Source organism: Anaerosporobacter mobilis DSM 15930 (assembly GCF_900142955.1).
Classification (GTDB): domain Bacteria; phylum Bacillota; class Clostridia; order Lachnospirales; family Lachnospiraceae; genus Anaerosporobacter; species Anaerosporobacter mobilis.
This window is the reverse complement of the sequence record NZ_FRCP01000007.1, coordinates 102,763-123,971: the sequence shown is the minus strand read 5'-3', so window position 1 is coordinate 123,971 and position 21,209 is coordinate 102,763. Positions and strand designations below refer to the sequence as shown.

Sequence of the window (21,209 nt, the reverse complement as noted above, 5' to 3'; positions counted from 1 at the left end):
ATGAGAGAAACAGTCGTATAGGAGGAATGAATATATGGAAAAGATTTTGTTATTCCAATCAAAAGAAGCCACAAATATTAGAAAAATAGCTACACCTATGCATATTAAAGTTGTTGAAGTAGAGGTATCCCAGTTTAAACAGACATTAGGTAAACTTGCAGGTTACGATAAAGAGGAAGAAGATATTGTATATGAAGGAGAAGCACCAGAAGGAAGCCTTATGGTTTTCTGTGATTTTACAGAGAGTCACTTTAATACCATGTTGCAGAAGATGAGAGCAGCTAAAATTCCTATGACTTATAAAGCAGTCATGACAGCGGTGAACCGAACATGGGATGTGTTCCATATGTATGAAGAGATGGAGATGGAACGAAAGGCTTATGAGAATAGAAAATAATTACTAATATTTTTAAGATGGTTGAAAAAAGGCTCGGCATTATTATAATAACTAATGCTAGGTCTTTTTATTTTGTTACATAATTTTATTGATTTTTACGCTTAGTTATGTTTTATTAATATATAAGAAGTTAGCCCTGGGAGGTAATCATGTTTTTGATATTTGGAATTAGCCAAAAAGAAAAAAGACTAGTTTTTGATCAATTAATTGTATGCAAATGTTGTGGCAAATACGGTCATGCGGATGTGTTCATGACGTATACATATTTTATGTTTTTCTTTATTCCGTTGTTTAAGTGGAATAAGAGGTATTACATACGAATGCGTTGTTGTGGAGCTACCACAGAGATTGATAAAGAATTAGGTAAAGCAATTGAACAAGGAACAGTAACAGAAATTAACTTCGATAAGATTCGCTTTGCACATCAACAAGAAAATCAAATAAAACATTGTAATTATTGTGGTTTTACCAGTACAGAAGCTGACTATGAATATTGCCCTAAGTGTGGTAAAAAATTATAACTCAAACTTCGCACATGAAGGTTTTGAGGAGTAGCTAACTGCTATATTCAACGAAAAACCCGCTCTCGCTTAGCTTCACACGTAGCAGTACTAAGATTTCGCGTTGCTCAATCAAGTGCTGACGTGTTCAGATAGTTTTTCTTATGAATATAGCAATTATCTACTCTAAGCGAAGTTGCTTATGTGCGAAGTTTGAGAATATAAGAAAAACCTTAGAATTCGTCTCTTCAAAGAATCGAATTCTAAGGCTTTTTTAATAAATTAGTCCTCTAAGGCAACAAAATCACCTGTTAGAGTTTTGGAATTACCAGATGATTTCTCAGTTATACCAGTAATACTGTATTTGTAAGTGTTTCCTTCTTTAAGGTCATTCACCCTTACACTTAACTCATCATTTTCTTTTTCAATAATGGTTGCATTATACGTTTTTGATCCATCTTCACTGGTTATAGTAACATTAGGATTGTTATATTTTACTTTCTTACTAAAATCAAATGAAACTTCGTTATCTTCGCTATCAAAATCTACTTCCTCTACGAGATTAGTTGATGCTTTTGGAATGCTGAATGTGATTGTTAAAGTACCGTATTCAGATTCTGTTTCATTCTTAATACCAGTAATAGTTACCGTATAACTCTTGTCAGCTTTTAAACTAGCTACGTCTAAGTCAATTTCGTTTTCATCCGATTCTTCTATAAATGTTTTATAGGTCTTACCAGAATCATCTTTTACACTTGCCTTAGCAGAAGAGCTAAGATTAATTCTTGTTGAAAAATCGATTTCGATAGAGTCATCTTTTTCATCGTAATCGTATTCCACAGATTTAACACTTATATTAGAGGTTGTTTTAGTCGCTGTAGTGAATTTGGTGTTTTCTGCATATGAAAAAGCTACTTGAGAACCTACACCGATTGTAGCGATTGCTGCTAATGCTAATACTTTTGTACTTAGAGATTTTTTCATAGTTTATCTTACCTTCCTTTTGAATAGTTTTATTATTTTGTTGTTTTGTTACTTGCTTAGTATAAAATCTAAACATTAAAAGAATATTAAAAGATATATAAATTATTTGGTACAAGTTTACATCACGATTTTGTGTATACTGATCTGATTAAAGAAGAAGGCTGAAGGATTTCATATGAGAATATTAGTAGTTGAAGATGAGAGAGACTTGAATTCGATAATTGTTAAGAGACTTAATAAGGCAGGTTATAGTGTTGATACATGTTATGATGGTGAAGAGGCACTTGATTATATGAGAATGGGCGAATATGATGTAATTTTGCTTGATATCATGATGCCCAAGATGAATGGTTTAGATGTTGTAAGAACGCTACGAAAGAAGCGTGATAAAACTCCAGTATTGTTATTAACAGCTAAAGATGCTATTGAAGACCGTGTAATGGGACTTGATAGTGGTGCTGATGATTATTTGGTAAAGCCCTTCGCATTCGATGAACTATTAGCAAGAGTACGGGTTTTAACAAGAAGGAGTATCGATGAAGTAACGAATGTTTTCGCTGTAGCTAATCTAAGTGTTGATTGTGATACGCGAATTGTGAAGAGAGGGGAAACTGTTATTCCTTTATCAAGCAAAGAGTTTTCCGTTTTAGAATATATGATAAGAAATCAAGGTGTTGTATTAAGCAGGGCAAAGATAGAACAACATATCTGGAATTTTGATTATGAAGGAGGTTCGAACGTAATCGATGTATATATTCGCTATCTTCGTAAGAAAATTGATCAAGATTTTGAACCTAAATTAATACACACCATACGAGGAGCAGGATACGTGCTTAGAGATGAGGCAAATCATGAGTAAGATGCATAGAAAAAGGATATCCATAATATGGAAAGTAACGCTTTGGTATACTGCTTTTCTTTGTATTATGGCTTTGATAATAGTTTCTGTTACGTATCTTGTAAGTGAACGAATACTGAGTAATTCATCAAAAGAAATGCTTATCAATAAGGTACAAGAAGTTTCTCAGGAGATTGAATATGAGGAAGGACAACTTGAGATAGATGAAGACGTCGATTTTGTTGAAAAAGGTATCTATATATCAATATTTAATAGTAATGAAAAGCTGATTCATGGATTTCTTCCTAGAGAAGTTGGTTCTACTTTGTCATTTGTTAATCAAAAACTCAGGAAAATCTCACTATCGGAGGACTGGTATGTCTACGATATGATACAAGAAGTACCGGGTTATGGAATAGTAACCATTCGTGGTATGATGCCAACATCAACGAATGTGGGGCGTACCCATGTTAACGTTCTGGTTTTATTGATATTAGCACCGATTATTATTATAATTGCGATTGTAGGAGGATATATTCTAACGAAACGAGCCTTCAATCCAGTAAAACAGATGAGTAAAACGGTTGAACAGATAACCAGTGGGAATGATCTTAGTAAACGTGTGAATCTAGGGGAGGGAGAGGATGAATTATATCGATTAGGTAGACTGTTTGATCAGATGTTTGAACGTCTAGAAGATTCGTTTGAGAGAGAAAAGCAATTTACTGCGGATGTATCTCATGAACTTCGAACTCCAGTAAGTGTTATATTATCCCAGTGTGAATATGCAATGGAATTTGATAATAGGAAAGAGACAAAAGAGGCTTTAGAAAGCATACATCTACAAACAGTACGCATGTCTAATCTTATAGGGCAATTATTATTACTTGCTAGAAGTGATATGGATTCAAACAAAATACAATTAGAATGGGTCAATCTAAGTGATTTGCTAGAAGTAATTGTTGAAGATGCAAGAGAAAGAGCACAGAAGAAGAATATCAATGTACATGCCATGATCGAAGAGGGGATTGCGATAAAAGGAGAGGAAACATTGTTAATGCGTTTCTTCATGAATCTTATAATGAATGCTATTAATTACGGGAAAGAATCTGGTAATATAGAGATAGCTTTGTATAGAGAAAACAGAGGAACGGATAACGAATCTCTTGTTGGATATGTAAGTGATGATGGAATTGGAATAGCAGAAGAGAACAAGGAAAAGATCTGGAGAAGATTCTATCAAGTAGATCCTTCAAGAACGGCTAAAGAAGAAGGAAGTCTTGGCCTTGGTTTAGCTATGGTAAGATGGATTGCAAATGTACACCACGCAGAGGTATGGGGAGAGAGTGAACTTGGGGTTGGTAGTACCTTCTTCTTTCGTTTTCCAGCTAAGTAACTTAGAATCGGTCAATTGTTATGAAAGTACAATTGGCCGATTTTTTGACCTTTGAATCATATTGTTACAGAAAGATTGACAGGTGAAGATAGAAATCTTATAGTAGTTATGTAGATTAAACTAAAAACTGCTTAGGGTGTCAAGGGTCCTAACTTCAGCGTTGCGATAGTGGGTTTTTAGTTGAACATAGTAGTTAGCTTTTGGTGAAGGTTTAATAAGCTTCAGAAAGTTTATATATTGAGAATAGAACATAAAAGGGAGAATCAGTATTATGTCAATGGTTACATTAGGTAAAACAGGGATAACTGTAAACAAGAATGGTTTTGGAGCACTACCAATTCAACGAGTAAGCAATGAAGATGCTGGCAACTTACTAAGAAAAGCATACGAGCACGGAATTACATTCTATGATACAGCAAGATTTTATACAGATAGTGAAGCAAAGATTGGTGAGTCTTTATCAGATGTTAGAGATAAGATTTATATTGCAACGAAAACAGCTGCTACTGATGCAAAAACTTTCTGGAAAGACTTGAGTACAAGTTTATCGTTGTTAAAGACAGATTATATCGATTTGTATCAATTCCATAACCCATCCTTTTGCCCAAAACCAGGAGACGGAACTGGTTTATATGAAGCAATGTTAGAAGCAAAAGAACAAGGACAGATTCGTCATATAGGTATTACGAATCACCGATTAGCAGTTGCGAAGGAGGCAATAGATTCCGAGTTATATGAGACTCTACAATTTCCGTTCAATTATCTTGCTACCAAAGAAGAACGCAAACTAGTAAGTCGTTGTAAAGAAAATAATATAGGATTTATCGCAATGAAAGCATTATCAGGGGGATTAATTACGAATTCTAAAGCAGCATACGCGTATCAAGATCTATACGATCACGTTTTACCGATATGGGGTATACAAAAAGAGACAGAGCTCGATGAATTCATAAGCTATATCGATAATCCACCTACCATGACAGAGGAGATTAAAGCGGTAATTGAAAAGGACCAGAAGGAACTAGCGAGTAATTTTTGTCGTGGTTGTGGGTATTGTATGCCATGTCCGGTTGGAATAGAAATCAATAACTGTGCAAGAATGTCATTATTGTTACGTCGTTCTCCAGTTGAATTGCAGTTAACCAAAGAAGTGCAAGCAAAGATGAAGCGAATTGAAAAATGTATTAATTGTGGTCGTTGTTCAGCAAGATGCCCATACGGTTTAAATACACCTAAATTACTAAAGGATAATTACAAAGATTATGTAGAGGTATTAGCTGGAAAAGCTTTATAAATTATAATACGAATCCGATAAAGTATGTAAAGAATACTTTAACAAGGTCAAAGACGGTATCAAATTAATAACGTTGTGGCTATAGGAAGGGGTAGGTGTAAGGTGGCAATAAATCAAGTTATATCAAATACTCATTATAGGAATTCCTTATCTAAAAAAGCTGAATCGCAGAAAGTGGATGTTAGTGAGGTGGAAGAATCCTTTAATAAGGCAATGAAGAACTATTCTGCATTGGTAGAGAATCGTCTGGAAAATGGAGAGCCTAGTTATCCGATTGGGTCTTGTGATATGACTCAAAAGGAGTGGGATACTCTTATAACCAAAATAGATACTTCAATCGACCAGATCAAAGAAGAACTGAAAGAGCGAATCAAAGTGCTTAAAGAACGAGAAGAGAAACAGCGTATATACAAGGAAATTAAAGCAGAAAAAGATCTAACTAAAAAAGAACGTTTAGAAAAAGAAGATTTAGAAAAAGAGTTAGAAGGTTCTCTTAAAAAGGCTGAATTAGAGGAAAAGGTCGCAGAAGATATCATTAGAGTAAATCAAGAAAATGTTGTTACGAAAGAACAGATAAAACAATTGATAACTGAATAATTTATAAATAGTATATTTAAGGAGTAAGATATGGAATTTAATTTTCAACAATATTTTAATCGTACATTCCCTTTCTGGAATCGTATAACGGATTCACAGAAAGAAGAATATATACAAAATTCATTTCTTAGTAACTTCAAAAAGGGACAGTTTGTACATGATCCAATGGGCCAATGTTTTGGAATGTTGACAGTTTATAAGGGACAATTACGTGTCTTTATTCAATCAGAAAATGGAAAAGAAGTCACCTTATACCGAATTGATGAAGGAGAAACGTGCACATTAGCAACTTCTTGTATAATGGATGAGATAACGTTTGATGTTTTCATTGAAGCTACGAGAGATAGTACACTTGTTGTAACGAATTCGTCTTATCTAAATCGTGTATCAGAAGATAATGTATATGTTCAGAACTTTATATATAAACAAACCACAGAAAAATTCTCGAGTGTTATGTGGTCCATGCAGCAGATACTTTTCTTAAGTTTCGATAAACGTCTAGCCAGTTATCTGTATGATGAAGTGATTAGGACCAATGAAAGCTCTTTAGTGGTTACGCATGACGAAATAGCAAAAGAATTAGGAAGTGCCAGAGAGGTAGTTTCTAGAATGTTGAAATATTTTCAAAAAGAAGGTTTTGTTATATTAGAACGTGGAAAAGTTGAGATTGTTAATAAGGATGCAATACGAAAGATTGCTATTGAGTCTTAATGTGACTTAGTCACGGTACAATTATTCATTTATGAAGTATTATATTGATAAGAGTTAATGTTTTTGTCATGCAATTAATATGCATCAAGTGACTAGGTTTGAACATCATGTTATTGTTTAGATAGTTACCATAATACTTATATAGAATGGAGAATGAATATGGCTAATAAGACTGTTATTATTGGCGGAGTAGCTGGTGGAGCTACTACAGCTGCAAGACTTAGAAGATTAGATGAAACAATGGAGATAGTACTATTTGAAAGAGGCGAATATATATCATTTGCCAATTGTGGTCTACCATACTACGTTGGAGATGTGATTAGTGAAAGAGATAATCTGTTGCTACAGACACCAGAAGCGATGTATCAGAAATTTAATATAGATGTAAGAGTATTGAATGAAGTAACTTCGATAAATACAGAAGAAAAGAAACTTGTAGTTAAGAATATTAAAGCAGGTGAAACATATGAAGAGTCATACGATCAATTAGTTATCTCAACAGGCTCTACTCCAATTAAACCACCGATACCTGGAATTAATGGTGATAAGATATTTACAGTATGGACGGTACCAGATACCGATCGAATCAAAGAAGTAATAACAAAACACAATCCTAAGAGTGCAGTCGTAGTTGGAGGTGGATTTATAGGTCTTGAGATGGCTGAGAATCTACATCATGCTGGAATCAGAGTCACATTAGTCGAGAAGATGAATCAAGTAATGGCACCAATCGATTATGATATGGCTACACTTATTCATGAAAATCTTCATAGTAATAAAGTGTCGTTACAATTAGAAGATGGTGTTTTAGGTTTTCGTGAAAATACAGAACGTGGTACTATTACAGTTGAACTTGAGAGTGGTAAAAAGCTAGAAACGGATTTCGTTGTCTTAGCAATTGGTGTAAAGCCAAATAGTGAGTTGGCAAAAACAGCTGGTATCGTATTAAATCAGAGGGGTGGAATAATTGTTGATGAACATCTTCAAACTTCTATAGAAGATATCTATGCTGTAGGTGATGTTATAGAAGTTACGAATCCAATCCTTAATAACAAAACAATGATTCCGTTAGCGGGACCTGCAAACAAACAAGGACGAATAGTTGCTGATATCATAGTTGCTAAATCTAGTACGAACAAGGTTCAGAGTAAGTTGGTTAATAGTAATAGAAAGCAATATAACGGTACTATAGGCGCATCTATAGCGAAAGTTTTTGATTACGATGTAGCAAGTGTTGGTTTGAACGAGAAACAGTTACAAAGTTTTGGAAAAGTAAAAAATGTTGATTATTATACCGCTTTAATTAATCAGAAATCTCACGCAGGCTATTATCCAGGGGCAACACCACTCACTTTAAAGTTGCATTTTGATACAGAAGGTAAGATTCTAGGTTGTCAAATTATTGGTAGTGAAGGAGTAGATAAACGAATTGATACTGTAGCAACTACAATTCGTTTAGGTGGAACGATTTATGATTTAGAAGAATTAGAATTTGCTTATGCACCTCCATTTACTTCTGCCAAAGACCCTGTTAATATGTTAGGTTTCGTAGCTGAGAACATCTTGAATGGACTGGTTACACTAACAGAAGTTGCTGAACTTGATGAAATGAAAGAAGATAAAGTGATACTTGATGTTACAGAAGATATCGAACGTATGGTTTTTGAAATCCCAGATTCTTATCATATACCATTAGGACAATTAAGGAAACGAATAAATGAACTTAATAAAGAGGTTCCAGTAGTTGTTTATTGTGCAATTGGAGTACGCGCATATAACGCAGCCAGAATTTTAATGGAGCATGGATTTAAGAAAGTTTCGGTATTAGCAGGTGGTGTAACTTTCTATAAATCGATGCATTATGCAGATAGGCTACAAGATGAAGAATTGCAAGTAGCGGAACATATAATGGAAAGTGATAAGGATGATACCATGAAGGAAGAATATAATCAAAAAATAGAAGAAGCAACTGATAAAGAAATTAAAATCTTAGACTGTTGTGGTTTACAGTGTCCAGGACCAATCATGAGAGTGAATGAAACAGTTAAGAATATGAACGATCATGAGGTATTAAAAGTTTCTGCAACGGATATGGGATTTTCAAAAGATATTCAATCTTGGTGTAGACGAACTGGAAACACATATGTTAAAGCAGAACGTATTAATAATGAAAATATCGTAACAATACAAAAAGGATCCACAGTAGAGAGTTTACCAAGTTCGAATAGCGTTATGAATAACGATAGAGAAGGAAAAACATTAATTGTTTTTAGTGGTGATTTTGATAAAGTCTTAGCTTCCTTCATAATTGCTAATGGAGCAGCTTCTATGGGAAGACCAGTGACGATGTTCTTTACGTTCTGGGGGTTAAATGCTCTTAGAAAGACAGATAAAAAGAATGTTAAAAAACCGTTCATAGATGCTATGTTTGGTAAAATGATGCCAAAAGGAACAAAGAAGCTAAAATTATCGAAGATGAATATGGCGGGAATGGGAACTGCTATGATGAAGAAGGTTATGAAAGATAAGAATGTGAATACATTAGAAGACCTTATGAAACAGGCAATGGCACAAGGCATTAAATTAATAGCATGTACTATGTCTATGGATGTAATGGGAATTACCAAGGAAGAGTTAATCGATGGAGTTGAATTCGCAGGAGTTGCTTCTTATCTAGGAGATGCAGAAGAATCTAATGTTAACTTATTCATCTAATTAAATCCTTGTTCTATAAGAAAGATAAATAATGTAAAAACTACTACACTTTAGCTTAATTGTAGTAGTTTTTTACGTTATAAAGATCTGTATTTTGTCATTTGAGTAAAGGTATGGTGAAAGTATATTAATCTGCTAAGTAAATGTGTTTATCTTCCGTTGGATTAGGTTGGTGATAAGATTAACATAAGAATAATTATACTTGCTTTGTGTTAGTTATAAAGTATAATGTATATAAGATAAGCCATAATGACTACGTTAGATAGATAAGGAAGGACTAAAAAGAATAATGAAGACAGTTGTAATTGCAGAAAAGCCATCTGTAGCAAGAGATATTGCAAGAGTTCTAAAATGCAATCAAAAGATAAATGGAGCTATTGAAGGTAGTAAATATATCATAACTTGGGGACTTGGGCATCTTGTAACACTTGCTGATCCCGAAAAGTATAAAGAGGAATACAAAGAATGGAAGATTGAACATCTACCAATGTTACCACCGCGAATGGAACTAGTAGTAATTAAACAAACAGCTAAACAGTTTAATGCAGTTAAGGCACAGTTAAATCGTAAAGACGTTAGTGATATTATAATAGCAACAGATGCGGGAAGAGAAGGTGAGTTAGTAGCAAGATGGATTCTCGAGAAGTCTGGATGTAAAAAGCCAATAAAACGTCTTTGGATTTCATCTGTTACGGATAAAGCAATTAAAGATGGCTTTTCACATCTGAAAGATGGAAAAGAATACGATAATCTATATGCAGCCGCTGTGGCAAGAGCAGAATCGGACTGGTTGGTAGGTATGAATGCAACTCGTGCATTAACCTGTAAGTATAATGCGCAGTTATCATGTGGTCGTGTTCAAACACCAACACTAGCTATGATTGCGAAGAGAGAAGAGGAGATTCGAAAATTTGTTCCAAAACCATATTATGGTTTACAAGCTAAGAGTATGGGATTAACTTTTACGTGGATTGACGGAAACACTCATAGCAATACAACATTCGACAAGAGTAGAATTACAGATTTGTATAAAAAATTACAAGCTGGTGATGGTAAAGCGAAAGTTACACAGGTAAAGAAAACAGCTAAGAAAAGCTATTCTCCGGCGCTATATGATTTAACAGAATTACAAAGAGATGCGAATAAGCGGTTTAATTTCTCAGCGAAAGAAACCTTGAATATCATGCAACGCTTATATGAAAACCATAAGGTTTTAACCTATCCTAGAACGGACTCTAGATATATTACTACAGATGTAGTTCCAACGATATCGGAACGTTTACGTGCTTGTGCAGTAGGACCATATAAGAAATTAGCAGGTCGTCTGGTGAATACAGTAATGAAAGGAAATTCAAGTTATGTGAATAACAATAAGGTTTCTGATCACCACGCAATTATACCTACCGAGCAATATGTTAATCTTGATCATATGTCGAATGAGGAACGAAAAATCTATGATTTAGTTGTTCGTAGGTTTTTGGCGGTATTGTATCCTCCGTTTGAATATGATCAAACCAACATAGAAGTTGAGTATGGCGGTGAAACTTTCATTGCCAAAGCAAAGGTAGTAACTAAACTAGGTTTCAAAGAGGTATACAGTTCTGATTTAAATAGTGATTCAGCAGGAGAATATGATTTTGAAGATGATTGCGAGGAAGGTACACGTAATCCCATGAAAGAACAATTCGTCTCTATGAATGAGGAGATGAAGAGACTTCAACCTGGTGATAGTATTAATAAAGTCTCAGTTTCTATAACAGAAGGTAAAACAAAGCCACCAGCCCCATTCAACGAAGCTACTTTGCTCTCTGCTATGGAGAACCCTGTTAAGTATATGGAACATTATGATAAAGAAGCAGCTAAGACACTTGGTGAAACTGGAGGGCTTGGTACAGTAGCAACAAGAGCAGATATCATTGACAAGTTGTTTGCTAATTTCTTACTTGAAAAACGAGGAAAAGAAATCTTCGTAACTTCCAAAGCAAAACAATTACTTGAGTTGGTCCCTTCCGAGTTATGTCAACCTGAACTTACGGCTGATTGGGAGATGAAACTAGGAAGAATTGCGAAAGGAACTTTGAAGAAAGAACAGTTCATGAATGAAATTCGTTCGTATTCTACAGAGATAGTAAGCGAAATCAAAGGTGGTGCAGGTACGTATCGCCATGATAATTTAACAAATTCTAAATGTCCAGTTTGCGGAAAACGTATGTTATCCGTTAAAGGCAAGAATAGTCGTATGTTAGTATGTCAAGACCGTGAATGTGGACATAGAGAAACGATTGCCAGGGTAAGTAATGCTAGATGTCCAGTATGTCATAAGAAGATGGAATTGTGCGGTAAAGATGATGCACAGGTTTTTACTTGCCAATGTGGACATAAAGAAAAATTATCTGCCTTTCAAGAGCGTCGAAAGAAGGAAGGTGCAGGTGTATCGAAGAAAGATGTAGTAAATTATATGAAGAAGCAACAAAAAGAGGCGAAAGAACCTGTAAACAATGCTTTTGCAGATGCCTTTGCTAAATTAAAATTATAATAAAGACAACGGGAAAACTATCAACTTGTAATTTGACAATTTGGTAGTTTTCTTCCTATCATATATGTTTTTCGTTGAATATAGCAGATAGCTACTTTTCGCAATCTTCAAGTGTGAAGTTTGTGTAAATAACTTATAGGTTTTTTATTGACCTTTCCGTAACGTAAACCCTTATAATGAAAGCAGTAAAAAATAAATAATCATTATATGTAACCAACAGTTATCCATTAGAAAACATAAGATGATTATAAAGATTTAGGAGAGAGAGTATGGAGAAAAAATATTATACAGCAGGTGAAATTGCAAAGATATCAGGAGTATCTAGTAGAACTATTCGATACTATGATTCTAAGGGGCTATTACAACCGGTTGATTATTCAGCGAGTGGATATCGATATTATGACAGTAGTTCTTTTGAAACTTTACAGAAAATTCTAATGTTTAAGTTCCTAGGTTTTTCTTTAGAACAAATTAAAGAACTTATACAAAGTCATCAGAGAGAATATTCTATAATGAAACAATCCTTGGAGAGTCAAAAAGAGCTACTAAAGAAGAAGAGGATAGAGATTGATCGTTTGCTTGAGGCAGTAGAAGTGGCTGAAACGTGTACCGAGATAGAAGATTGGGATAACCTAATAGTACTATTAAATTTATTATCAAATGAAAAAAAAATCGAAAATCAGTATGCAACAACTGATAATCTAAATCGAAGAATAACCATACATCAGTATAATACCAGTACTGTAAACTGGATGGAATGGGTTTTTGATCATCTGCATATAGAAGATGGCATGAAGATACTTGAAGTAGGTTGTGGAAACGGCTTATTATGGGAGACGAATATAACACGGTTACCTCCAAATTTGGAGATATACGTATCTGATTATTCTGAGGGAATGTTAGAATGTATAAAAAAGTGTTTCAATAAACACAAGGCTGAATTAATCAAAAAGAATATACAGATACATTACAGACAAGAGGACAGTAATAACCTACAACTTGATGATATGAAATTTGATGTTATAATAGCGAATCATATGCTTTATCATCTTGAACGAATGGAAGACTGTTTGCTAAAACTTAAGAAAGCATTGGGAAAAGATGGTTATCTGGTATGCTCTACAATTGGTAATGGACATATGAAAGAATTAATGGATCTAGTTTATGAGTATGATAACACAATAGATAACACCTTAGATTTATGCGTCAAACGTTTTTCTTTGCAAAATGGAAAAACTCAGTTGAGTAAAGTATTCAACCAGATAGAGAGATATGATTTTGATTCCAACCTTATTGTTGACAATGCAAAGGTTATCTGGGATTACGTATATTCTTTTCCAGGTAATGCACCAGTTATACTTGAAAGAACAGGTGATATGCTAATGAAGATGATTATGGATCGTATTGATAAAGAAGGAGCTTTCTTAATACATAAAGAAACTGGATTGTTTGAATGTAGGAATATATGACCATTGGTAACTGGTACCGAAATTAAAGGTTTATAGATAAGTAGAATGTATTCGTGATATAATTAGTTAAAATCGTATATTTGTATTATGTTCTTCTATGTGATAGTATTACTAATAATATTATAGTGCTTATAGGAATAATACATAGGATACTTGGAAAACCATACAAACCAAAGGTAATGAATCGAGATTGACCAATGATTTATAACGGTAAAAGAAAGGAACAAAACAAAACGAAAGGAAGTATATGTATGAAGAAGATTTTAGTCGTTGTTGATTATCAGAATGATTTTGTGAATGGAGCATTAGGTTTTGAAGGTGCAGAAAGATTAGATGAAGCAATTGCCAAAAAGATTCGAGAACATGGTGAAGGCAATGTATTCTTTACAAGAGATACGCATGAAGAGAATTATCTATATACACGCGAAGGAAGAAATCTTCCAGTTGAACACTGTGTAAAGTATACGAATGGTTGGGAAGTGTATGGTGAAACAAAGGTAGCATTGGATGAAGTAGGGGCACAAGGTTTTAACAAAGAGTCATTTGGACTTTCTATTACGCATGAAATAGCGAATAAGTTACCAAAGTCGGTTGACGAGATTGAGTTGGTTGGATTAGTATCAAATATTTGCGTACTAAGTAATGCGGTTATTTTTCAGACGTACTATCCGGGTGCTACAATTATTGTGGATGCTTCTCTAACAGCTAGCTTTGACCCAATACTTAACCAGAAAGCGCTGGATGTGATGGAAGGATTGCAAGTTAAAGTGATTAATAGATAGCATTAGGCTGTATTCAATTCTAACATGTCACATAGTTGTCGTGTTTGATGTTATATACTTTTGATATAAATCTATTAAATTAGGGAGGATAAATATGATTGAATCAAGGTGTGGTATTGAATGTAGCAAATGTGAATACCGGGAACAATTTCATTGCAAGGGGTGCGTTAACATAAAAAATCCATTCTGGGGCAAATGCACGGTGAAACAATGTTGTGAAACGAAAGAATCAGAGAATTGTGGACATTGTCATCAGTTTCCTTGCAACACTTTACATAATTTCGCCTACGATAAAGAGCAAGGAGACAATGGAGCTAGAATTGAACAATGTAGACATTGGTGTGGCAAGGAGGCTACAGAAACGTTGAATTAATTTAGAAGAAAATAATTTATACGGAAAATAATTTATACAAAACTGAACAGAATATTAAAAAAAGATTGACAAATGTTCTATATATGAGTAATATTTAATAAATTCATAAATAGAAGCAATGATAAGGAGTAGTATATAGTAACTGGATTTCAGAGAGAAGATGTTTGGTGAAAATCTTCATGAAGGTTCTATAGAAGGCGCCTTTGAGCTGTGCATTGAAAGGTAGTAATATTGATTAGATGGCACCGGAGTTCCTACCGTTAGAATGGGAGTAGCATAAGGAAGCATACATTCCCGTGCTAACAAAGAGCAGAGACATCTGAAATTAGGTGGTACCACGGACTTATTATAGAGTTCGCCCTAAGCATTATAAGCTTAGAGCGGGCTCTTTTCTTTTGCCTTTTAAAATAGCTTCACTATGAATGATTTGAATATCAATTGGATAACAAGGAGGAATTGTGAATGAAAACATTTAATATGGATGATCTAATCGCTTATTGTAATCAGTATGGTTTTATATTTCAAGGAAGTGAAATATATGGTGGCCTAGCAAATACATGGGACTATGGCCCACTTGGATGTCGATTAAAGAACAACCTTAAAGATGCATGGAGATACTTTTTTATTCAACGCAGGGATAGTAGTTATGAAATAGATGCTGATATTTTAATGAATCCTATGGTTTGGAAAGCAAGTGGTCATCTAGAAGGGTTCTCAGATCCCCTATTAGATTGCAAAGAGTGTCAAACCAGACATCGTGCAGACGATTTAATCAATGATTTTGATGATACGGCAAATGCTGATGCTATGTCACAACAAGAGATGATTGCATTTATACGTAGTAAAGGAATAGCTTGCCCTGTTTGTGGCAAATCAAATTTTACAGATATTCGTAATTTTAACTTGATGTTTGCTACTAGACGTGGAGTAACTGATGATTCTGCTAACACGGTATATCTAAGACCAGAGAATGCCCAAGGGGAGTATGTGAATTTCTTAAATGTTCAAAGAACCATGCGTACGAAATTACCTTTTAGTATCGGACAAATCGGTAAAGCGTTCCGTAACGAGATAACGCCAGGTAATTTCACATTTCGTACAATCGAGTTTGAACAGATGGAGTATCAAACATTTTGTAAGAAAGGTGATGATGAAGGTCTCTACAAGTATTTCAAAGAGTATGGAAAAGAGTTCTTTCAGTATCTTGGATTATCTAGCGAACATCTACGTTATCATGATCATGAGAAGTTAGCTCATTATGCAAAGGCAGCATGTGACATCGAATATCTATTCCCATTTGGTTGGGGTGAAATCAACGGAACACACAATCGAACAGACTTTGATTTAGCAAGACATCAAGAATACACAGGTAAAACAATGGAATACTTTGATGCTAATACAAATGAACGTTATATACCTTATGTTATCGAATCCACCTACGGTTTGGATCGACTTATATTAGCTGTATTGTGTGAAAATCTAGTGGAAGAAGAATTAGAAGGTGGTGACACTCGTGTAGTTTTAAGAATACAGCCTTTCTTAGCACCGATTAAGGTTAATATACTACCTCTAATTAAGAAGCGTCATGCTGATAGGGCTAAAGAATACCATCACATGCTATCAAAATACATGATGGTTTCTTATGACGAGGCAGGGAATATCGGTAAACGTTATCGAAGAGGTGATGCGATTGGTACACCATTTGCAATTACAATTGATGATGATACAATCGTGAATAATACAGTAACGGTTAGAGAACGAGATAGTATGGAACAAATAACAGTATCTGTATCTGATCTAGTACCCTATCTTATAGAAAGAATATAATACCTTAGGCTACCATGTCATAACAGAGCAGTAAAAGGGTAAGATATAGCAATATAGTACTTCTCAATATTCCTAGAAAGTGCTATATTTATTATAGTGAATTTGTTTGATTTGGTTATCTAACAATGCTTACCCTTTTTGAAGATAATGAAATCAGATCTACATATATTGAAGGAGGTACATAATGGCGACAAAATGGAATTTACTTTTTCCAGAGGGAAAAAGAAAAGCAGTAACTTTCAGTTATGATGATGGATTGGTTCATGATCGAAAATTAGTAGAACTATTTAATACATACCATGTAAAGGGAACCTTTAATCTTAACTCAGGAGAGCTAGGTAGAATAGAAGTTGAGAATATAGATGGGGTCAAGCAGGAGAATTCAACTGTTACAGTTAAAGAAGTGAGACAATTGTACAAAGGTCATGAAGTAGCGTCCCATACCGTTACGCATCCTTCACTTCCAGCTCTTGATACTAGTGTAATGTCTTATGAGGTAATTACTGATAGAAAGAATCTTGAAGATATAACAGGTTATATCGTTAATGGATTTGCTTATCCATATGGTACCTATAGTGATACTGTTAAATCTGTATTACAGATGTGTGGTATTCAATATGCAAGAACTGTGAATACAACGCATCAGTTTGAGCTACCAACCAATCCACTTGAATGGAATCCAACCTGTCATCATAACGATGACAAACTTATGGAATTAGCGAAGGAATTCTGCGAAGAAGAAGATATCTATCGACGAATCCGGTTGTTTTATATATGGGGACATAGTTACGAATTTGCGAGAAATAACGACTGGGATACAATAGAGAACTTGCTTAAATATATGCAACCGTATCTATCTGATATCTGGGTAGCTACCAATAGTGACATCATAACTTACTACAATGCATTTAAACAAGCAAAATACTATGCAGATGGTTCTACAATTATTAATACCAGTGGAATTGATTTGTATTTTGAAGGGGACGATGGACCAATTGTAGTGAAGAAATTCACAGAATTGTCGATATAGAACAGAAAAGCAAAGGACTGTTTATAGATACCTTATAGTTATAAGAATCTTGATAAACAGTCCTTTATGAAGTAGATTATTATTGCTCCTCACAAACCTCTTCTTCTATGGTAGGATCTTGAGGATTTCCATTGTTCGAATTATTTGAACCATTGTGACTAAATACACTGATTCCTTTTTGGAATGGAGAGAAGATAAATCCAGCAACTATCCCTACTAATGTTGCAGAGAGAATAACGAGGAATTTTTCTTCTTTTGTCCAAGAACGATTTAAGAATTCTGTAATACATTGTTTCATATTGCTACCTCCACTATGTTCTGTTTGTGTTTATGAATATATAGATATTCTATCCTTAAAAACCAGAAAATACAAGATAGTTTATTATTAATCTGAATTTTACGTTGTTGTTATATAGCTATTGAACTTCGCTATATACATACTGGTTAGGGTGTCAAAAGCTAATATTAACTTTGATTTCGTTAATTTACACAGATTTATGTGTGAGCATGTTATGTCAAACATAGTTCACTCGCAACACGCTCTCGCTTGGGAGAGGCTTTTGACACTCTGGCCCGCAACTTATTTGATACAAATCGAATACCATTCACAATCACTACATATGGAGGGTTGAAGATCCTTCTCTATTATCATATCTTTTACTAACTGTAAAAACTCTTGCATGCTTAGCACCTGTCCGGAGTTTAGATCACAATAGGACAGTACTTTTTCATCAAATCGCTTTACTTTCTCATAGGATATACATTCGGAATCTATATTGTTAGGACAGGAATTACATAATTCATCCACAGCTGTATGTAATTGAATTACCATCCTGGGGTTTCGTTGTATTTGATTAATCAATGCATCCATCTTTTTCGTAAATTCTTCATTATATCCTTTTCCTTCATAGAATTGAATACAAAGCCCGTGGTGTGGACGTAGAAGTGTTTTCATTATATTGCCTCCGCACGCATTAAGTCCGGTAATGATAGTCGTAATCGAATCGTTAATGCTGTTGCTAGAATGATCTTAACGACATCACCTGGTAAGAAAGGAATAACGCAATAGGTCATAGATGCTGCTAGTGAATTACCTGTTATGTACATAAACCATGTTGTTCCTATAATGTAACAAGCAGTTAAGCCAACTATCATAGCGATTACTAGGGTCCACCAACTATAACCGCACTTCTTAGTGATAAGTCCTACAATTAATGTGGCTACTATATATCCTATAATATAACCACCGGTTGGGCCTGTGATTTTACCAAAACCACCGGATAATCCAGCAAAGATCGGAGCACCAAGTCCCCCTAATAACACGTAAGTAAGAATTGATAATGTACCATACTTAGGACCAAGTATAGTGCCAGCTAGATAGATAGCAAACAAAGCAAGATTAATTGGAACCATTGGTAGTGGAATCTGTATCTGTGAGCAAATTGCAGTAAGAGCAACAAACATTGCACTTGTAGTTAAAACTTTGGTTTTCATATTCATAGTAGATATCCTCCCTATATTTCTTATTGTTAACTTAATACACACGTGAGTTAACATTAGTATAGTTGCTTGGTGTGTATATGTCAACCATTATATGATTTTGGTTGACATTAGTTTTCTTATGTCATATTAACGAGTGAATTTAAAGTTGCACAAAAACTATTGTAGAAAATATTATATTTATTACATGGTGTACAATATGTGCCATGAAAATTGCAAGATGTGCCAAAATACATAACAAGTTATTCCCGTATGCTATCATGGCTGTGTTAGTAAGAGTAACTAAATTTTAACGTTAGGTAATTTTTTATTGGTAGAGATGACCAGTCTGTCAATGAAAAGGTAATGATTAGCAGAATTGATCAACAGATACGAGTAACAAAATTCATGGTAGAATGTTATGATATTCTAAAAATTAGAGATAGAAAATTAAGAAATTATATGGTTAAATATTTAGCTATGATGATGACCATTAGTTCTGTTTTCCTAATTAAATCAGGGTTCAGAAGAGAATTTAGAGAAAAAACAAGCGCTATGGGATTATTTGAAAAATTATGATAAGGATCTTTATAAAGAAGTTAATTCCTTATTAATTGCGAAATCAATGAAATTACCGGGCGAATCAGGACGTAAAATTATTATTATGGGATATAAATTATCAAGAAAAATCTATGGATTTGGCTAATAAAATAAAGCATTTGTCAACCTATATTAACAATGGTTGACAAATGCTTTGTTTTATTCTTGTCCGTTCCAACAATACGTACATAACTTACATGGTTCAATACCAACAGACTCAATCATATCGTCAAGGCGATGATATCTTAGAGAAGTAAAGTTAAGCTGATTACGGATCTCATCAAGCATAGATTGGTAACGATCTGATTCTGGATTCGCATATTCTTCAAGTGTCTTCTTCTCTACAGTATCTCCTTCGTTCTTAGCTATAATCCTACGTGTAATTAAATCCATCTCTGAAGTGGAACGAGAGAAGTTAAGATATTTACAACCGTATAATAGAGGAGGACAAGCTGGTCGAATATGAACTTCCTTGGCACCACTTTGATATAAGAATTCAGTAGTTTCTCTAAGTTGAGTTCCTCGAACAATGGAATCATCAATTAAAAGTAAGCTTTGGTTTTGAATCAAATCATGCACAGGTATTAGTTTCATCTTAGCAATTAAATTACGTTTGCTTTGAATGGTAGGCATGAAAGAACGTGGCCAAGTTGGAGTGTATTTAATAAAAGGTCTTGAGAATGGAATACCCGATGCATTGGCATAACCAATTGCATGAGCAGTACCAGAATCAGGTACACCAGCAACGATATCTGGTTTAACATTATCGCGACTAGCAAGTTTTTCTCCACAATTATAACGCATCTTCTCTACACTGATTCCTTCATAGGAGGAAGAAGGATATCCATAATATATCCATAAGAATGTACAGATTTTCATATCTTTACCTGGTTGACGTAATGTCTGCACACCTTCAGGGGTAAGAACTACAATTTCACCAGGTCCTAATTCCTTATATTCTGTATAACCTAGGTTAAGATATGCAAAACTTTCAAATGAAGCACAGAAGGAATCAGCCTTCTTGCCAATCGATATTGGAGTTCTACCGTATCGATCTCTAGCTGCAAAGATTCCTTTTGGAGTCATTATCATTAGTGTCATAGATCCTTCTATTAATTCTTGCGCATATTGAATACCGTCAACAAGATGTTCTTTTTGATTAATTAGAGCGGCTACTAGTTCAGTAGGATTAATATCACCACCACTCATTTCTAAGAAATGTGAATGTCCTGTAGCAAAGACACGCTTTATGATTTCTTCTGTATTATTAATTTTTCCTATCGTAGTAATTGCATATGTACCGTGATGGGAACGTACAATTAACGGTTGTGGTTCATAATCAGATATACATCCGATACCAAGGTTACCTTTCATCGAATTCACATCTTTCTCAAACTTAGTTCGAAAAGGTGAATTCTCGATGTTATGAATTGCACGGTCAAATCCTTTCTCGCCGTATACCGCCATACCGCCTCTTCTTGTTCCAAGGTGAGAGTGATAATCTGTTCCGAAGAATAGATCAAACACACAATCTGATTTTGATGCAACGCCAAAAAATCCGCCCATAATAACCTCCGATTATTAATATATGACTTAAACTTCGCACTTGAAGATTTCAAAATGTAGCTAACTGCTATAAGTTTTTTATGTGTGAAGTTTGAGTATATAATGTTGTTAGTAA

The 21,209-nt window shown here is 34.4% G+C and carries 21 protein-coding genes and 1 other annotated feature; of the genes, 16 read left to right on the top strand and 5 right to left on the bottom strand.

Annotated elements, in window-relative coordinates:
- Positions 1 to 34 precede the first annotated feature (34 nt).
- Positions 35 to 397 carry a DUF3783 domain-containing protein gene (locus BUB90_RS05525; protein WP_073284273.1) on the top strand — a complete coding sequence of 121 codons (363 nt, stop codon included), beginning with the start codon at positions 35 to 37 and terminating at the stop codon, positions 395 to 397.
- Positions 398 to 546: 149 nt separating this feature from the next.
- Entirely contained in the window at positions 547 to 918 is a 372-nt protein-coding gene (locus tag BUB90_RS05520) for a zinc ribbon domain-containing protein (RefSeq protein ID WP_073284270.1), read from the top strand.
- Positions 919 to 1,179: 261 nt separating this feature from the next.
- Here BUB90_RS05520 and BUB90_RS05515 read toward each other — a convergent pair whose 3' ends face one another.
- Positions 1,180 to 1,881 (bottom strand): hypothetical protein, encoded by a 702-nt coding sequence (locus BUB90_RS05515; RefSeq protein ID WP_073284267.1) that lies wholly within the window; start codon positions 1,879 to 1,881, stop codon positions 1,180 to 1,182.
- Positions 1,882 to 2,056: 175 nt separating this feature from the next.
- Here BUB90_RS05515 and BUB90_RS05510 point away from each other — a divergent pair, with 175 nt between their 5' ends.
- From BUB90_RS05510 to BUB90_RS05455, 12 genes are all read left to right on the top strand, one after another.
- Positions 2,057 to 2,740 carry a response regulator transcription factor gene (locus BUB90_RS05510; RefSeq protein WP_073284263.1) on the top strand — a complete coding sequence of 228 codons (684 nt, stop codon included), beginning with the start codon at positions 2,057 to 2,059 and terminating at the stop codon, positions 2,738 to 2,740.
- Complete coding sequence (locus BUB90_RS05505; RefSeq protein WP_170865440.1) at positions 2,733 to 4,115, top strand: HAMP domain-containing sensor histidine kinase; 1,383 nt, start codon at positions 2,733 to 2,735, stop codon at positions 4,113 to 4,115. Before BUB90_RS05510 ends, BUB90_RS05505 begins: the two co-directional genes overlap by 8 nt.
- Positions 4,116 to 4,386: 271 nt before the next feature.
- Positions 4,387 to 5,409 carry an aldo/keto reductase gene (locus BUB90_RS05500; RefSeq protein ID WP_073284260.1) on the top strand — a complete coding sequence of 341 codons (1,023 nt, stop codon included), beginning with the start codon at positions 4,387 to 4,389 and terminating at the stop codon, positions 5,407 to 5,409.
- Positions 5,410 to 5,511: 102 nt separating this feature from the next.
- Positions 5,512 to 6,006 carry a hypothetical protein gene (locus BUB90_RS05495; protein WP_073284257.1) on the top strand — a complete coding sequence of 165 codons (495 nt, stop codon included), beginning with the start codon at positions 5,512 to 5,514 and terminating at the stop codon, positions 6,004 to 6,006.
- A gap of 30 nt (positions 6,007 to 6,036) precedes the next feature.
- On the top strand, positions 6,037 to 6,717 hold the full coding sequence (locus BUB90_RS05490; protein WP_073284254.1) for a Crp/Fnr family transcriptional regulator: 681 nt from the start codon (positions 6,037 to 6,039) through the stop codon (positions 6,715 to 6,717).
- 159 nt (positions 6,718 to 6,876) lie between these two features.
- Positions 6,877 to 9,432: a DsrE/DsrF/DrsH-like family protein gene (locus tag BUB90_RS05485; protein ID WP_073284251.1), complete on the top strand. Its 2,556-nt coding sequence runs from the start codon at positions 6,877 to 6,879 to the stop codon at positions 9,430 to 9,432.
- 289 nt (positions 9,433 to 9,721) lie between these two features.
- Entirely contained in the window at positions 9,722 to 11,968 is a 2,247-nt protein-coding gene (locus BUB90_RS05480; RefSeq protein ID WP_073284248.1) for a DNA topoisomerase III, read from the top strand.
- A gap of 269 nt (positions 11,969 to 12,237) precedes the next feature.
- Positions 12,238 to 13,437, top strand: coding sequence for a MerR family transcriptional regulator (locus tag BUB90_RS05475; protein WP_073284245.1), 1,200 nt, complete (start codon positions 12,238 to 12,240; stop codon positions 13,435 to 13,437).
- A gap of 251 nt (positions 13,438 to 13,688) precedes the next feature.
- Complete coding sequence (locus tag BUB90_RS05470) at positions 13,689 to 14,219, top strand: cysteine hydrolase family protein (protein WP_073284242.1); 531 nt, start codon at positions 13,689 to 13,691, stop codon at positions 14,217 to 14,219.
- 94 nt (positions 14,220 to 14,313) lie between these two features.
- Positions 14,314 to 14,592 (top strand): DUF3795 domain-containing protein, encoded by a 279-nt coding sequence (locus tag BUB90_RS05465; RefSeq protein WP_073284238.1) that lies wholly within the window; start codon positions 14,314 to 14,316, stop codon positions 14,590 to 14,592.
- A 109-nt stretch (positions 14,593 to 14,701) separates the two neighbouring features.
- Positions 14,702 to 14,958: a binding site (T-box leader), on the top strand.
- 96 nt (positions 14,959 to 15,054) lie between these two features.
- Complete coding sequence (locus BUB90_RS05460) at positions 15,055 to 16,419, top strand: glycine--tRNA ligase (protein ID WP_073284235.1); 1,365 nt, start codon at positions 15,055 to 15,057, stop codon at positions 16,417 to 16,419.
- A 184-nt stretch (positions 16,420 to 16,603) separates the two neighbouring features.
- Positions 16,604 to 17,449 (top strand): polysaccharide deacetylase family protein, encoded by an 846-nt coding sequence (locus tag BUB90_RS05455; RefSeq protein ID WP_073284232.1) that lies wholly within the window; start codon positions 16,604 to 16,606, stop codon positions 17,447 to 17,449.
- A 79-nt stretch (positions 17,450 to 17,528) separates the two neighbouring features.
- Here the strand turns inward: BUB90_RS05455 and BUB90_RS05450 are convergent, their stop codons facing one another.
- The 3 genes from BUB90_RS05450 to BUB90_RS05440 form a co-directional block, all read right to left on the bottom strand.
- Positions 17,529 to 17,747: a hypothetical protein gene (locus BUB90_RS05450; protein WP_073284229.1), complete on the bottom strand. Its 219-nt coding sequence runs from the start codon at positions 17,745 to 17,747 to the stop codon at positions 17,529 to 17,531.
- Between the two features lie 282 nt (positions 17,748 to 18,029).
- Complete coding sequence (locus BUB90_RS05445; protein WP_073284226.1) at positions 18,030 to 18,404, bottom strand: DUF1284 domain-containing protein; 375 nt, start codon at positions 18,402 to 18,404, stop codon at positions 18,030 to 18,032.
- On the bottom strand, positions 18,404 to 18,949 hold the full coding sequence (locus BUB90_RS05440) for a biotin transporter BioY (protein WP_073284223.1): 546 nt from the start codon (positions 18,947 to 18,949) through the stop codon (positions 18,404 to 18,406). Before BUB90_RS05440 ends, BUB90_RS05445 begins: the two co-directional genes overlap by 1 nt.
- 345 nt (positions 18,950 to 19,294) lie before the next feature.
- Between BUB90_RS05440 and BUB90_RS05435 the strand changes: the two genes are divergently transcribed.
- Entirely contained in the window at positions 19,295 to 19,507 is a 213-nt protein-coding gene (locus tag BUB90_RS05435; protein ID WP_073284220.1) for a hypothetical protein, read from the top strand.
- Positions 19,494 to 19,634 (top strand): hypothetical protein, encoded by a 141-nt coding sequence (locus tag BUB90_RS23415; RefSeq protein WP_170865439.1) that lies wholly within the window; start codon positions 19,494 to 19,496, stop codon positions 19,632 to 19,634. The genes BUB90_RS05435 and BUB90_RS23415 overlap by 14 nt, the downstream gene beginning before the upstream one ends.
- 53 nt (positions 19,635 to 19,687) lie before the next feature.
- On the opposite strand, the gene BUB90_RS05430 is transcribed toward BUB90_RS23415, so the two are convergent.
- Complete coding sequence (locus BUB90_RS05430) at positions 19,688 to 21,094, bottom strand: amidophosphoribosyltransferase (RefSeq protein WP_073284217.1); 1,407 nt, start codon at positions 21,092 to 21,094, stop codon at positions 19,688 to 19,690.
- Positions 21,095 to 21,209 lie beyond the last annotated feature (115 nt).